We start from the raw sequence: 13,895 nt of genomic DNA, 5'->3' as shown, positions 1-13,895 counted from the left end.
CATGGAAACTGCCTTCTATATCGCGATGATTCTGCTCTCGATCTTGCTTATGGTGGTGATCCTTCTCCAGGCCAAGGCTTCCGGTTTCAGCGGGGCCTTCGGTGGCGATACCTCAGCGATATACCGGACACGCCGTGGGCTTGAACGGACACTGTTTCAGCTGACGATCGGTGTCGCTGCGATCTTCGTCATCCTGTCTATCCTCGGTCAGTGGCTCCTCTAGAGGCAAACGTGCGCCGCTTCGGGCAGTCCTCGAAGGCAGTGAGCACCCGCGGAACCCGGCAGCGCCCTCTTTCGCCGTGGTGGCTGGTCTGGTTGATTACGTCGTTGATCGTTGTTGCAGGGAGCGGGCTGTTCGCCCTCGTCCACTTCAGTACACCCGGGACCGAAATGGAGGCGAGTGCGGTGACCCCGACTGTTGCTGCGCCTGCGACAGGGGACCAGTCGCCAACTGTGTCTGCTGCTGTGATCACTGGTGGCACCTTTCGAGCCGGCATCGTCGGGCGGGTCGAGACGCTCAACCCGCTTCTCGCCCAAACGACGGCTGAGGCTACGGTTGACCAGCTGCTGTTCGAGGGGTTGGTGTGGGTCGATGGGAGCGGTCTCCCACAACCCGAACTGGCCGAGCAGTGGCAGGTCAGCGACGATGGTTATACCTATACGGTCCAGTTACGGCGTGACGTACTCTGGCATGATGGCCAGCCGTTCACTGCTCGTGACGTCCTGTTCACGGTCCGCCTGATCCAAGACCCCAGTTTTCCTGGGGATGCGTCTTTGGCGATGTTCTGGCGCAGCGTCGAGGTAGAAGTGGTCGACGCCTATACCGTGCGCTTTCGTCTGATCGAGCCCTATGCACCGTTCCTGACCCATCTAACGTTGCCGATCCTTCCGGAGCACGTACTGGCGGGAACCTTGGCTGCGGATCTGTCGAAAAACGCTTTCTCCACCCGGCCGATCGGAACTGGTCCGTTCATGGTCGACACGATCGATCTCGAGAAGGGATCGATCGAGCTCGTCCGGTCGCCGCACTTCGACCGACCGGTGCCGATGTTCGATCGAGTCGTCGTCCAGCTTTACGAAAATTCCGAGGAGGCACTGGCTGCATTTCGTCACGGTGAAATCGACGCGCTGGACCTCGTACCGTGGCCCGCCGTTCGGGATCCGCGGCTCGTGGGGGATCGCGCAAGAGTGTACGCACCCTTATTGGCGGGATACACGGCGCTATTTCTGAACAATCAGGCGCAGCTCTTCGCAGATGTACGGGTACGTCAGGCGATCGCAGCGGCGATCGACCGCGTGGCACTGGTCCGTGATGTTCTCGGGGGGGAAGGCGAGCCAGGAAACGGTCCGATCCCGCCAACTTCCTGGGCTTTCCAAGAACAGGAGTATCGATACGATCCGGGGATGGCGCGACAGCTCTTGCACGATGCTGGGTGGGAAGACCGAAACGGGGACGGCATCCTCGAGCAAGGTGGACTCAATTTTCGCTTCACGCTGCTGGTGAATGTCGATGACCCGCTACGCGTGGCTGTGGCGGAGGCCGTTGCCCGACAGTTAGGCGAGGTCGGGATCGCGGTCAGCGTGCAGCCGGTTCCAGCGCAGACATTGCAACGACAACTGCTCAATCGGGAGTATACCGCGGCCCTCTTCGGCTGGATGTCGAGTACCGGTGACCCTGATAGCTTCGAGCTCTGGCACTCCTCGCAAGCGGACATCGGGACGAATGTGACGGGATTCCGGAACCGGACGGTCGATGTCCTCTTAGAGGAGGCGAGGCGGTCAACCGATCAGGCCGAGCGTCGTTCCTTGTACGTGGAGTTCCAGCGCTTGTTCGCGGAGTACGTTCCTGCGGTGGTGCTCTACTATCCACGGTATAGCTTCGTGGTAAGCGATCGGATCGGTGGTGTCGATGCGAGTCCACTCATCAAGCCGGAAGATCACATTCACCAGTTGCCACGCTGGTATCGGATCCAGGAGTAGGTGCGAAGTCTCCCGTTGGCAGGTATACTCGTCGAAACGTTCGTCCTCTCGGAGGTTGAGATGGTTCCGTTGCTCGTACCCTCGCTCGGCTGGCAAGAGCTCCTGATCGTCCTGCTTATTGTTTTGATCGTCTTCGGTGCGAGCCGGCTCCCTGAGCTCGGTGGGGCGCTGGGACGGACGATCAGGGAGTTCCGTGCGGCGACCAAGGAACCGGTTCCCGATACCAGGGACAAGCCAGCCTGATTACGGCGTTCTCTCGGGTTCGTCGCGGAAAATCGTGAGGAGCCCTTCCGGTTGTGGTTCCGGCTCGTCCAAGAGCTCGATGAACGTGATGCGCTGCCAGGGGAAGAGGATCGTCGTCACGCTGTCGGTCAGCGTCGGTAGTCGCTTGCCGTCCCGTCGCCGTGGATGCTTGAGCTTCAGGTAGTGGTCGCGCGGATCGGGGAGCGTCTCCAACTCGGCAATGAACGGGTCGTCGTTCAGCACGTGGACGATGACGCGGATCACTGGCCGTCTCCTTTCGGGAGTTGCCATTCGATGACGAGGGCGTAGAAGCGCCCGTCGAGCGCTCCCAGGTACAGGATGTCGTCCATCATGACTGGCGTACTGACGATCCCGATGCCGAGGCTCTCTCGCTCGACGATCTCACCGGTCAGCGTCAACCACACGAGTTCTCCACCACCGGTCGCCACGAGCACCGTCGCCCCGTGCGGGACCGGGGTACTGGCGATCCGCTGACGGAGGCTAACCTGCCACAGGACCGCACCGGAATCGGGGTGACAAGCGATCACCGTGCCGGCATTGCCGGTGAACAGAACCACGTTCCCGACGACAACAGGTGACGCCACGAAAGCGTCCGGTAACGTCTGCCGCCATCGGGTCGAACCGTCGGACAGAGCGAAGCAGGTGACGGTTCCCCCGATCGTCGCGACGATGACCGTGCCTGCGAAAACGACGGGGCGCGCCCAGATCGGTGCGTCCAGTTGCTGTCGCCAGACGGGTTGACCATCCCTGATAGTCCGCACGGTCAACTGGGCATCGTCAGCCGCTGAAACGATGACCTCACCGGCAGGATGCGGTGCTGCACGCACGGGTCCGCGGGCCTGGCGACGCCAGAGCGCGGCACCGGTCGCTGCGTCGAGGGCGTAGAGGAAACCGTCGTCGCTCCCGAATACGATGACATTGCCGACGGAGGCGGGAGAAGAACGGATCGGACCGGCTGTGCGGTAACGCCAACGGACCGATCCGTCGGTTGTCTCGAGGCTGTACACAGCGCCATCGTCCGAACCGCCGATGACGGTATCGTGATAGCGGATCGGCGTCGTCGCGATACCTCGTCCGGTCGCGCTTCGCCAGCGGACCAGGCCTTGCACGCGATCGACTGCGTAGAAGCACCCGTCGTAGGAACCGAAGATGACGAGATCGTCCGTGCACAGTGGGGAACCCCTGATCTCGTCGCCGGTCCGCACGGTCCAGAGGATGCGGATTCGCTCGTTGGCGGCTGGTATCGTCCTCGGGGCGATTACGACTGTGGGGGCGGCTTCCGGAGAAGGACGGGAATCGATCCGCAAGGCTCGGAGTGCTTGTGCCATCGCTGCAGCAGTCGGAAAACGATCCGCCGGATCGTAGGCGAGTGCGCGGAGCACGATGCGCTCGAATCCCTCCGAGAGATGCGGGTTCATGCTTCGGGGAGGGCGTTGCGTGAGCGAGAACGGAGGTTGCTGCCGTGGGTCGATACCGGTTGCCAGGTGGTAGAGGGTAGCGCCCAGCGCATACAAGTCGCCGCGAGGATCCGCGATGCCACGATACTGTTCCGGTGGAGCGTACCCCTCGGTGCCGATGGTTGTTCCGCGGGCTTGGGGCTGGAAGAGGCGAGCGATGCCGAAGTCGATCAACACGATGGATCCGTCTTGACGGAGCATGATATTGGAAGGTTTCAAGTCGCGGAACACGATCGGATGTGGTCGTTGCGTATGCAGGAACTGGAGAACATCGAGCACTTGGAGCGCCCAATCGACGAGTACTGATTCCGGAAGCGGTTTCCCCGCACGCTCGAGATAGCGTTCGAGATCTTCGCCTTCGATGTATTCGAGTACGAGACAACAGCGACCGTCCTCGATGAAGAAGTCATAGACCTCCGGGATTGCCGGATGGCGCAACGAAGCGAGAAGACTCGCCTCGCGTTCGAAGGCGGCCTTTTGGAGTTCTGCGAGCGTCGGATCGTCGCTCGCGCGCATGACCTTCACTGCACACCGCCGCTCGACATGCGGGAAGTGCTCGTCTCGCGCGAGATAGACGGTGCTCATGCCGCCGTGACCGAGGCGACAGAGAATTCGATAACGACCGGCCACTATCGTGTTTGGGGTGAATTCCATCGCTCGAACCGTCGCAGTACGGTCGCATCGTTCTACGGGATATAATCGGCGGCCGGACGACCGCTGTGGAGTGGTAGGATGGCAGAAGATGCCACATCTCGCTGGCGAATCGGAACAGTTGGCAGGCGCAGAAAAGCGAGCGGTACGTCGGCGATCACTGGCGTGGGATATTGCTGAAACGTTCCTGATCGCACTCATCCTGTTTGTCGCGATCCGCGGAGTCATCCTCAACTATCGCGTCGATGGGTCGAGCATGGAGCCCACGCTCCACAATGGTGAGATGCTCATCGTGAATCGACGTGCCTACGCGAGTGTACCGCTGGGTCGGTGGCTTTCCTGGATTCCCGGTTTGACGCTTGACCCAAGTTGGAGGTGGTATCCGTTCGGGCAACCCCAGCGTGGGGACATCATCGTGTTCCGTCCCCCGAACGGAGGGAGCGAGCCGTACGTGAAACGGATCATTGCCCTGCCTGGAGAACACGTGGAGATTCGCAATGGGTTCGTCTATATCAATGGCAAGCGTCTCATCGAGCCGTACCTCTCCGAGCCGACGGTCTGGCGCGGCATGACGCTCGATCACGAGTATGTCGTCGAACCGGGTCATGTGTTCGTGATGGGAGATAATCGCAATAATTCGAGCGACTCGCGCGTGTTTGGGGCGATTCCGATTTCGTCGATCATCGGGAAAGCATGGCTGACGTATTGGCCGCCCGACGAGGCGAAGATTTTGAGTACTCCCGCGTACGCCTTGGAGTGAGCTGGGCCGGGGTGTAGAATCGGAGTTGACGCAGAGAGGACAAACGGGCGGTGAAGCCGGAGGACGCCCTGTACGAAAATCTGAGCGTGCCGGAGGAAGGTGCAGGGTATGATCGAGACGGTCGTTGATAGCATCCGAGTAAGCCTGGTCACGCAACATCGGGTGGTTCTCCTCAAGGAAGTGCACGGGGACCGGCACCTGCCGATTTGGATCGGCCCGTTCGAGGCCGAGGCGATCGCGATGGCACTCCAGGGCATGACGCCGGCGCGCCCGCTGCCGTACGATCTCCTGCGCACCATCATCGATGAGCTGGGTGCGGAGATTCGCGAGGTCGCGGTAACCGATCTATCGCAGGAGATCTTCTATGCCCGCATCGTTCTCACGATGAACGGGCGTACGATCGAGATCGACAGCCGACCGAGCGATGCTATCGCACTGGCTGTGCGCGCGAAGGTGCCGATCTATGTTGACGAATCGGTGATGGAGCGTGCGGGTGTTCGCCTGGAGGCAGAGGAAGAGTCCGAAGGAGAAGGCGAAGTAGAGCCACCGGAGATCGAGCGGGTCGAATCGGAGGAGCGCATCTCCGAAGCCGATCTTTCGGTCTTCCGGGAAGTGATCGAATCGCTCGATCTTGACGACTTGGACAAGAAGTAGGATCCTGATGGATTCGCGCTGGGAAAAAGTTCGTGCGATCGTCTTGAATATGGTCGAGCGCTGCGCAGTCTGCGGGCAGCGCTTTTCGGCCGAGGATTTGCAGGCTCTGGGTCGCTCGCGCTCGACGTGGGCGTTCCGGTTGACCTGCCAGTTTTGTGGAACGTCCAGCCTGATTGCTGCCGTCATCGATGAGGATCAGCTCGTGGGCTCTCCGGAACCGGCGACACCCGAGCCAGTCACCCAGCGAGATGTCGAGGAGATGCGCGAGTTCCTCGAACACTTCGATGGGGATTTCCAAAGACTGTTCGGGTATCGCAGTGGTGGCTCGCGCGGCTGGGACGAGTGAGATCCCGTCGCTTACGGTGGAGTCATCCCCCGCCGTTTCCACTCCCGTTCGATCATATCCTCCGGAAACCGGACGAGTTCGTGTGCCATGGATGGACAACGCACATTGTGCTGATCGATCTTCCTGTTGAGTGCTCGCGCTAATTCCCGATACCGCCAGGCGAGGCGGCGGAGAATCGCCCGGTGATTCGGATCGTCCAGATCCCCTGACTGGACTGCCTGCCAGTATTCTTCCCAAGCCCGTCGAACGATCTGTCGCTCCTCGTAGATCTCTTTGCGGAGTTGAAGCCAGTCAGGAAGCAAACCGTGTTTCTTGAGTAGGCGGTGAGCAGCCCAAGCCTCATTGGAGAGTTCGTCATCGGGAGGAAGTGGCCGACCCTCTCCGGAGAGATTGCGGAACGCTCCACGTTCCTGGGCGTCGCGGATTCGTTCTTCGACGAGCCGGTCGAGCCAAAACATCCGTGCACCTCACTGGGGAGAGTATAGCGTCCGTGCTGGTAGGCCGAGGACGGTATACTGGCCGTTGGGGCGTGACTCTGGGAGGACAGCGTATGGAGCTACCGGTTGTGCCGCGTCGACCGATCGATCTCGATCCGCTGCAGCGGATTTTGGAGGAGCGGTACCGACCACAGGATCATCAAGAGGCCCAGGAGCTGATCGTCGGTGCGTGCCAAGAAGCACAACACCTCTATGGGTGGGTGCCACCGCAAGCCGCGCATCTCATCGCCGAGCATCTCGGTGTGACGATCAACCGGGTCTATGGCCTTCTGACCTTTTACGCCGATTTTCGGACCCAGCCCCCTGGACGACATTACCTTTGGCTCTGTTATGGGGCGGCGTGCTATGTCGCGGGTGCGCAACGCTTGATCGAGGTGTTGCGTGACGAATACGGCATGGACGAGAAGGGCGACCTTGCTGATGGGATCCTGAGTGTCAACGTCTTCAACGGTTGTTTAGGTGTCTGCGATTTGGCACCGGTTGGCCAGCTCGACCACCAGACATACGTGGGTCATCTCACTGCCGAGGAACTGCGCGCGCTCATCGAGCGCTTGCGCAGGAATGACGGAGTGGAGGGGAGCCATGGGGGTTCTCACTGACCGGCGAGCGTTCGAGAGCTATGTGACAGCTGCGCGGTCGAGGTGGGAAAGGCTCTGGAGCGGTGACCAGTGGGTGATCTCGGTTGGCATCAGCGAGTGCAGTATCGCGAAGGGGGCGTTGGAGACCTACCGGCATCTTGAGCTGGTGCTCGCCGCAGGACATATCCGAGCTGTGCTGAGGCGGGTGGGTTGCGCCGGGTGGTGCTTTGCTGAACCATTCGTCGAAGTGAAGATGCCCGATAGTCCACCGATCGTCTACGGATGGGTCACCACCGAGCGTGTCCCGGAATTGATCGATGGCTTGCGCCGTGGCGATCTCCATGCGGATTGGGCGCTCGGCGTGCGCTCCGTTGAGCCCTGGCGTGGAATTCCACCGCTCGGCGAGCATCCGTTTCTGCGCCACCAACATCGCATCTTATTGGAACACGCCGGCGTGATCGATCCGGAATCGATCGAAGACTACATCGCGGTCGGTGGCTACGGCGCGTTCGTCAAGGCCCTCTTCGAGATGACGCCAGAAGAGGTTGTGGAGGAAGTCAAGGCGTCGAACCTTCGTGGTCGCGGTGGTGCCGGGTTCCCAGCCGGCATCAAGTGGGAGAGTGGCCGGCGAACGCCAGCCCGACCGAAGTATGTCGTCGTCAATAGTCACGAGGGAGAACCGAACGTCTTCAAGGACCGCCGACTTTTGGAAACGAATCCGCATCTCGTGCTCGAAGGGCTGCTCATCGGCTGCTATGCACTCGAGACGCCCTATGGCTACAACTTTATCGGGGGTGAGCATGCGCTCGCCTTGCGGCGTTTCCAACGGGCCGTCGAGCAGGCGTACGAGTTTGGTTTACTGGGTGACAATATCCTCGGAAGCGGATTTTCCTGCCACGTGCGTGTTCGAACCGGTGGTGGGGCGTACATTTGCGGCGAAGGATCTGCTCTGATGTACGCGATCATGGGGCAGCGCGGGCAGCCGCGGACGAAGCCCCCGCGATCGGTCGAGGAAGGGCTGTGGCGCCGACCGACCGTGCTCAACAACACCGAGACGTTCGCGTCCGTCCCCGCCATCATTCGCAATGGCGGCGCCTGGTACGCCAGCCTCGGAACAAAGGAGAGTACCGGTACGAAGCTGATCACGATGCAAGGGCCCGTCCGGTATCTCGGGGTCGCCGAGATCGAGATGGGCTTGCCAATGCGGCAACTGATTTTCGATGTCTTCGGGGGGATGCGGCCAGGCTATCGTTTCAAGGGCATACAGACCGGAGGTGTGTCGGCAGGTCCCTTGCGCGAGGAGGAGCTCGACGTACCGGTCGATTTCGACTCGTTGACCTCGTTGGGAGGAATGCTCGGCTCTGGCGGGTTCGTCGTCTTCGACGATTCCGTGTGCGCAGTCGACTTCGCTCGGTACCTCGTCGCTTTCAGCCGTTACGAGTCCTGCGGCAAGTGCACGCCCTGTCGGCTCGGCACGCCGGCTCTCGTGGAAATTCTCGATCGTATTCGCTATGGTTTCGGCCGCCCGGAGGACTTGGAAATCATCCAGTATGCGAGTAAGCACATCATCGAGCTTTCCCTGTGTGGACTCGGTCAGGTGGCGCCGATGCCGCTGCTTGGCATGCTGGAGCGTTTCCGTGACGAGTTCGTTGAACACATCACCGAGCGGCGATGCCGGGCAGGTGTCTGCCCGCTCGAATCAGCTGTAGCAGTGCGCTGAGCGAAGCGAGGAGGGCCGGTGCGGAAGCAGAGCACCGGCCCTCGAGCAATGGTGTGTTAAAGGAGTGACACCTGTTGACCGCGACCGAGCGCGAGAGCCCGGCGGACGGCTTCAGCAGCGACCGCGAGATCTTGCACCGCATTCCCAACCGACTTGAAGAGCGTAATTTGCTCCGAGGACGTCCGTGCCGGCTTGATCCCATCCACGATCTCGCCGAGTTCTGTTCGGAGGTGTTCCTCGCGGATGATACCGGCCTGGAGTGGCTTGATGAGATCACCGGCCTCAGCCAGGGCGGCGGGAACCGAATCGACGACCACGTAGGCGCGGGCGACGGTTTCCGGCGGAATTTCCTGCATCTCTGGTGTAAAGGCACCGATCGCATTGATGTGCACGCCGGGACGCAGGAGTGCGTCGGAGAAGAGCGGGGAGCGAGCGGTCGTCGCAGTGCAGATGATGTCCGCGAGCGGGATGACAGTATCGAGTTCATTGACCACTTCGACTCGAGCCTGCAGGTCCGGAACCAGCTCGCGCAAACGGTCGGCGAAGGACTGGCTTGCCTGCGGATTCCGATCGAACACGTAGATCGTCTCGATCGGGCGAACGCAGAGAACCGCCCAGGCTTGTGTCGGTCCCTGGGCTCCGGCGCCGATCACCAGCAAGGTACGGGCATCTGGGCGGGCGAGAAGATCAGTCGCTGCACCGGAGGCAGCACCGGTGCGGAGCGCGGTGAGGTAGGTGCCGTCGAGTAGCGCACTCGGTTCACCCGTTTCGGGGGAGACGGTCAAAACGGCAGCGTGGATGGTCGGTTTGCTGAAGCGGGCGGGATTGTCCGGAAAGACCGAGACCACTTTCAGCCCCAGACTGTGGAGTGATGGCACGTAGGCCGGCATGAAGAGCGTCGTACCGTGTGCATCGGGTATCTCGATCGGTGTACGGAGGGGTGCTCGCGCAGTGCCGCGGGAAAGGTCACAAAACGCTTGTTTGACGAGGTCGATAGCATCGCGCATGGGCACGAGTTCGTACACGTCGCGTCGCGTCAAGACGAGCATCGTGGTCGTCCTTTCCGCGTGAACCGGTCTTTGCCAGGCGCAGTGTAACACGGTTCGGCTGCGGTGGCGGAGGGAAATCGTTCTCCACTCACGATGCCAGGACCTGAACGAAGAGAACATGGTGGGTCACCGACGAGTTCCCTGTCGGGTGGAGCGAACCCCTTGACGATGACGGGCACTGTGTGGCACACTCCCTGTGCGACAAGCGAAGAACGGTCCCCGATAGCTCAACGGTAGAGCAGGCGGCTGTTAACCGCAAGGTTGCAGGTTCGAATCCTGCTCGGGGAGCGGAAACGCCACCGGACAACCGGTGGCGAGTTTGTTTTCGACGCTATCTCGCGATGACTGTCGCGTGTGTTTCCCGGTAGAATCCGGTTCGGGATGAGGCTAGGTGACAAGAGATCTACGAGGTGCGAGAGTGCGGGTCGTCGTAACGAGAAGGATTCCTTCACGGGGTATCGAGCTGCTCCGGGACGCTGGTTTCGATGTCGCTGTTTGGCCGGGCGAGCTCCCGCCGACACGGGAAGAACTCATCGCTTTCGCGCGAGGAGCGGACGGATTGTTGACCTTACTGACCGAACGGATAGACGGGTCTCTGCTCGATGCTCTACCGACCGTCAAGGTGGTCAGCAATATGGCCGTCGGATACGACAACATCGATGTCGATGCCTGTACCGCTCGCGGCGTTGTGGTGTGCATCACCCCTGATGTTTTGACGGAGACGACGGCGGACTTTACCTGGGCATTGATCTTCGCGGTGGCTCGGCGGGTGTGCGAGGCCGTCGACAATGTGCGGCGTGGTGCGTGGCGCACGTGGGAGCCACTGGGCTTTCTCGGTAAGGATGTCCATAGCGCCACGCTGGGAATTATCGGGTTCGGTCGGATCGGGCAAGCGGTGGCGCGACGCGCGACTGGTTTCGCTCAGCGCGTCCTGTATACTGATCGCAACCCGGTTGCTCCCGAACGCGAACGTGAGCTCAATGCCACTTTCGTTCCACCCGACGAGCTCCTGCAACGCAGCGATATCGTGACTCTGCATGTTCCATTGACGCCTGAAACACGCCATCTGATCGGCGCACGGGAACTGGCGCTGTTCAAACCCTCAGCGATTCTGATCAACACGGCGAGGGGACCCGTGGTAGACACGGAGGCACTTGTGGATGCGCTCAGAGTTGGGCGGCTCTGGGGGGTCGGCTTGGATGTGACTGATCCGGAGCCGCTTCCCGCTGATCATCCGCTACTCCAGTTTCCGAACGTGGTGGTGACACCGCACATTGCGAGTGCGAGTGAAGTGACGCGCCAGCGTATGGCGGAACTTGCCGCGCAGAACCTGATCAGTGCATTGCACGGTGAGTGCCCACCTCGCTCGCTCAACTGGGACGCTGTTCGGGGGAGGACTGTGTAACGTGAGGCGAAGGGTCGTCGTAACCGGCATCGGGATCGTTTCGCCGATCGGTAACGATCCGGAAACCGTCTGGCGAGCGCTGATGGAGGGTCGCTCGGGAACGGGGACGATCCAGCGGTTCGCTGCTCACGACCTCCCGAGCCGCGTTGCCGGTGAGGTGCGCGAGTTCGATGCGACCGAGTACTTGCCGCTGAAAGAGGCCCGGCGCACCGATCGGTTCGTGCAGTTCGCGGTCGCTGCGGCCAAAGATGCACTCCAGTCAGCGAGACTCGAGGTAACGACGGAGCTGGCTGAGCGGACTGGCGTGCTGATCGGGTCAGCGCTCGGTGGGGTGGAGACGTTTGAGCAGGGTATCGAGGCACTCCGAAGTCGTGGTCCTGGAAAGGTCAGTCCTTTTATGATTCCGATGTTTCTGGCTGACATGGCGGGTGGGTACGTGGCGATCGAAACAGGTGCACGCGGGCCGAATTTCGCGACGCTTTCTGCGTGTGCGAGCGGAGCGAATGCGATCGGTGAAGGGATGCGCATGATCCGTGAAGGGCGAGCCGATATCGTCGTGGCTGGTGGATCGGAGGCACCACTGACCCGCGGTGTCGTCGCGGGATTCGCAGCCCTGCAAGCGTTATCGAGGAGGAACGACGAAGCGGAGACAGCGAGTCGCCCCTTCGATCGGACGCGGGATGGTTTCGTCATCGCCGAAGGGGCGGCGGTACTCGTCCTGGAGGCGGAGGACGTCGCGCGTAGACGCGGTGCGCCGATTCTGGCGGAACTAGTCGGTTATGGGACCACGGCCGACGCGTACCACATCGTCCAGCCGTGCAGCGATGGAACAGGTGCACTCGCTGCCATGTGCCAGGCCCTCGCCGATGCGGAGCTCCAGACCGACGATATCGACTACGTGAATGCGCATGGAACCAGTACGCCGCTGAACGATATCGCTGAGACTGCTGCATTGAAGCGCCTCTTCGGCGGTCGGAACAACGTTCCACCAGTGAGTTCGACGAAGGCGTTGACGGGGCACCTGCTCGGTGCAGCGGGCGCGTTGGAGGCGGTGATCTGTGTTCTCGCGTTGCAGCATCAAGTCATTCCGCCGACCTGGCACCTGCGCGAGCCGGATCCGGAATGCGACTTGGACTATGTGGCGAACGAGCCTCGGGTGGGTCGCCTGCGGTATGTCATGACGAATGCGTTCGGATTCGGTGGGCACAATGCGGTGTTGATCCTCGGACGCTACTCAGCATCATAGTCACAGCTGCGCACGGCATCCAACTCCACCGGGTACCGAGTCAGCCGTTTCACCGGCGCCACAGCCCATCGGCGGTCGTGGACTCGGGTACCGGTCGGACGTCCATCTTGCGAGTTGGCAGCTCAGTCGAGGTACCCACGCAACAGCCGACTGCAACTCGGATGGCGGAGCTTCCGCAACGCTTTCGCCTCGATCTGACGAATGCGTTCGCGGGTAATACCGAACTCGCGGCCAACCTCCTCCAACGTGCGGAACTGGCCGTCCTCGAGGCCATAGCGGAGCACGATGATTCTGCGCTCGCGCTCGGTGAGGCGGCTCAATGCTTCCTCGATCTGTTGTCGCAGTAACTGCTGTGCAGCGATGTCGAGTGGTGCCGGCTGCGTGTCATCTTCGATGAAGTCCCCGAGGTATGCGTCACCGTCAGGACTGATCGGTGTCTCGAGCGAAACCGGTAGTCGGGCTGCTTCGAGAATGTGTCGGATCTTTTCCTCCGGCATGTCGAGTGCGCGGGCGATCTCGAGCTGAGTCGGTTCTCGTTCGAGGATCTGCTGGAGGCGGTGTGCCATCTTCTTGATGCGGTTGATCGTCTCGCCGACGTGAACCGGCAGGCGGATCGTGCGCGATTGGTCGGCAATCGCGCGGGTGATCGCTTGCCGGATCCACCACGTCGCATACGTCGAGAATTTATATCCGCGTTTGTAGTCGAACTTCTCGGTCGCCTTCATCAAGCCGATGTTTCCTTCTTGAATGAGGTCGAGAAACGAAAGACCGCGGCCAACATATTTTTTGGCGACACTGACGACGAGCCGAAGATTCGCTTGAATGAGATGAGCGCGGGCACGCTCTCCGTCCTCCTTGTCGGCGAGGAGTGCCAGACGTTCTTCTTCAGAGGCATAATCGCCACGTTCGAGCCTCGATTGGGCAACCTTTCCCCGCTCGATCCGCTGGGCGAGCCAGACTTCTTCCTGTGGAGTCAAGAGCGCTGTCTCGCCGATTTCGTGGAGATAGAGACGGACCGTGTCGCTGACACTCAAGCCGTCGTCGAGTTCCGTTCGATGGTGTGACTCGCGGAGTCGGCGACTGAGCAACGAGGGGCGTCGTTCGGAGAGGTCGAGTTCGTCGTCGAACGGTTCGAGTTCGTCGAAGTGAGCCGTGTCCTCGAGTTCCGGCAAAGAGGGATACGCCTGATCGCTCGACAAGAAACTTTCAGTAGCACCGTCGAGCGCGTGCAGATCCATCGAATCCATAGCCAGACCCCCACTCACCGGTCGGTGCGAAACCACAACGC

General features: G+C 61.1%; 15 protein-coding genes and 1 tRNA gene. 11 read left to right on the top strand and 5 right to left on the bottom strand.

Annotated features, from left to right (window positions below):
* Position 1: 1 nt before the first annotated feature.
* From secG to tatA, 3 genes are all read left to right on the top strand, one after another.
* Positions 2–223 (top strand): preprotein translocase subunit SecG, encoded by a 222-nt coding sequence (secG, locus tag OO015_RS01250; protein WP_265939012.1) that lies wholly within the window; start codon positions 2–4, stop codon positions 221–223.
* A 92-nt stretch (positions 224–315) separates the two neighbouring features.
* Positions 316–1,980 carry a peptide ABC transporter substrate-binding protein gene (locus OO015_RS01245; RefSeq protein ID WP_265939010.1) on the top strand — a complete coding sequence of 555 codons (1,665 nt, stop codon included), beginning with the start codon at positions 316–318 and terminating at the stop codon, positions 1,978–1,980.
* Positions 1,981–2,040: 60 nt separating this feature from the next.
* Entirely contained in the window at positions 2,041–2,223 is a 183-nt protein-coding gene (gene tatA / locus OO015_RS01240) for a twin-arginine translocase TatA/TatE family subunit (RefSeq protein ID WP_265939008.1), read from the top strand.
* Here tatA and OO015_RS01235 read toward each other — a convergent pair whose 3' ends face one another.
* The gene (locus OO015_RS01235; RefSeq protein WP_265939006.1) at positions 2,224–2,487 is read right to left on the bottom strand and encodes a hypothetical protein; all 264 of its coding nucleotides are present in this window, start codon (positions 2,485–2,487) and stop codon (positions 2,224–2,226) included.
* Positions 2,484–4,355, bottom strand: coding sequence for a PQQ-binding-like beta-propeller repeat protein (locus tag OO015_RS01230; protein WP_265939004.1), 1,872 nt, complete (start codon positions 4,353–4,355; stop codon positions 2,484–2,486). Before OO015_RS01230 ends, OO015_RS01235 begins: the two co-directional genes overlap by 4 nt.
* An 88-nt stretch (positions 4,356–4,443) precedes the next feature.
* Between OO015_RS01230 and lepB the strand changes: the two genes are divergently transcribed.
* The 3 genes from lepB to OO015_RS01215 all read left to right on the top strand — a co-directional run bounded on the left by lepB (position 4,444) and on the right by OO015_RS01215 (position 6,112).
* A complete protein-coding gene (gene lepB, locus OO015_RS01225) occupies positions 4,444–5,112 on the top strand; it encodes a signal peptidase I (protein ID WP_265939002.1) in 669 nt (222 codons plus the stop codon).
* Positions 5,113–5,220: 108 nt separating this feature from the next.
* Positions 5,221–5,766, top strand: a complete 546-nt coding sequence (locus OO015_RS01220; protein WP_265939000.1) for a bifunctional nuclease family protein — start codon at positions 5,221–5,223, stop codon at positions 5,764–5,766.
* Positions 5,767–5,773: 7 nt separating this feature from the next.
* The gene (locus OO015_RS01215; RefSeq protein ID WP_265938998.1) at positions 5,774–6,112 is read left to right on the top strand and encodes a hypothetical protein; all 339 of its coding nucleotides are present in this window, start codon (positions 5,774–5,776) and stop codon (positions 6,110–6,112) included.
* Between the two features lie 11 nt (positions 6,113–6,123).
* Here OO015_RS01215 and OO015_RS01210 read toward each other — a convergent pair whose 3' ends face one another.
* A complete protein-coding gene (locus OO015_RS01210; protein ID WP_265938996.1) occupies positions 6,124–6,570 on the bottom strand; it encodes a DUF1992 domain-containing protein in 447 nt (148 codons plus the stop codon).
* Positions 6,571–6,662: 92 nt separating this feature from the next.
* Here OO015_RS01210 and OO015_RS01205 point away from each other — a divergent pair, with 92 nt between their 5' ends.
* Both OO015_RS01205 and OO015_RS01200 read left to right on the top strand, forming a co-directional pair.
* Positions 6,663–7,208 carry an NAD(P)H-dependent oxidoreductase subunit E gene (locus OO015_RS01205; protein WP_265938994.1) on the top strand — a complete coding sequence of 182 codons (546 nt, stop codon included), beginning with the start codon at positions 6,663–6,665 and terminating at the stop codon, positions 7,206–7,208.
* Positions 7,192–8,907, top strand: coding sequence for a complex I 51 kDa subunit family protein (locus OO015_RS01200; RefSeq protein ID WP_265938992.1), 1,716 nt, complete (start codon positions 7,192–7,194; stop codon positions 8,905–8,907). The genes OO015_RS01205 and OO015_RS01200 overlap by 17 nt, the downstream gene beginning before the upstream one ends.
* 56 nt (positions 8,908–8,963) lie before the next feature.
* Here the strand turns inward: OO015_RS01200 and OO015_RS01195 are convergent, their stop codons facing one another.
* Positions 8,964–9,956 carry an ornithine cyclodeaminase family protein gene (locus OO015_RS01195; protein ID WP_265938990.1) on the bottom strand — a complete coding sequence of 331 codons (993 nt, stop codon included), beginning with the start codon at positions 9,954–9,956 and terminating at the stop codon, positions 8,964–8,966.
* A 216-nt stretch (positions 9,957–10,172) separates the two neighbouring features.
* On the opposite strand from OO015_RS01195, the gene OO015_RS01190 reads away from it, so the two are divergent.
* The 3 genes from OO015_RS01190 (at position 10,173) to fabF (ending at position 12,607) form a co-directional block, all read left to right on the top strand.
* A tRNA-Asn gene (locus OO015_RS01190) sits at positions 10,173–10,244 on the top strand.
* A 130-nt stretch (positions 10,245–10,374) separates the two neighbouring features.
* Positions 10,375–11,361: a 2-hydroxyacid dehydrogenase gene (locus OO015_RS01185; protein WP_265938988.1), complete on the top strand. Its 987-nt coding sequence runs from the start codon at positions 10,375–10,377 to the stop codon at positions 11,359–11,361.
* A 1-nt stretch (position 11,362) separates the two neighbouring features.
* A complete protein-coding gene (gene fabF / locus OO015_RS01180) occupies positions 11,363–12,607 on the top strand; it encodes a beta-ketoacyl-ACP synthase II (protein ID WP_265938986.1) in 1,245 nt (414 codons plus the stop codon).
* Positions 12,608–12,729: 122 nt separating this feature from the next.
* Here fabF and rpoD read toward each other — a convergent pair whose 3' ends face one another.
* Positions 12,730–13,854, bottom strand: coding sequence for an RNA polymerase sigma factor RpoD (gene rpoD, locus OO015_RS01175; protein WP_323053837.1), 1,125 nt, complete (start codon positions 13,852–13,854; stop codon positions 12,730–12,732).
* Positions 13,855–13,895 lie beyond the last annotated feature (41 nt).

Origin of the sequence: Thermomicrobium sp. 4228-Ro, from assembly GCF_026241205.1 — a bacterium.
Lineage (GTDB): Bacteria > Chloroflexota > Chloroflexia > Thermomicrobiales > Thermomicrobiaceae > Thermomicrobium.
The sequence above is the reverse complement of the archived record's forward strand: the minus strand, read 5'-3'. Positions and strand labels throughout refer to the sequence as shown.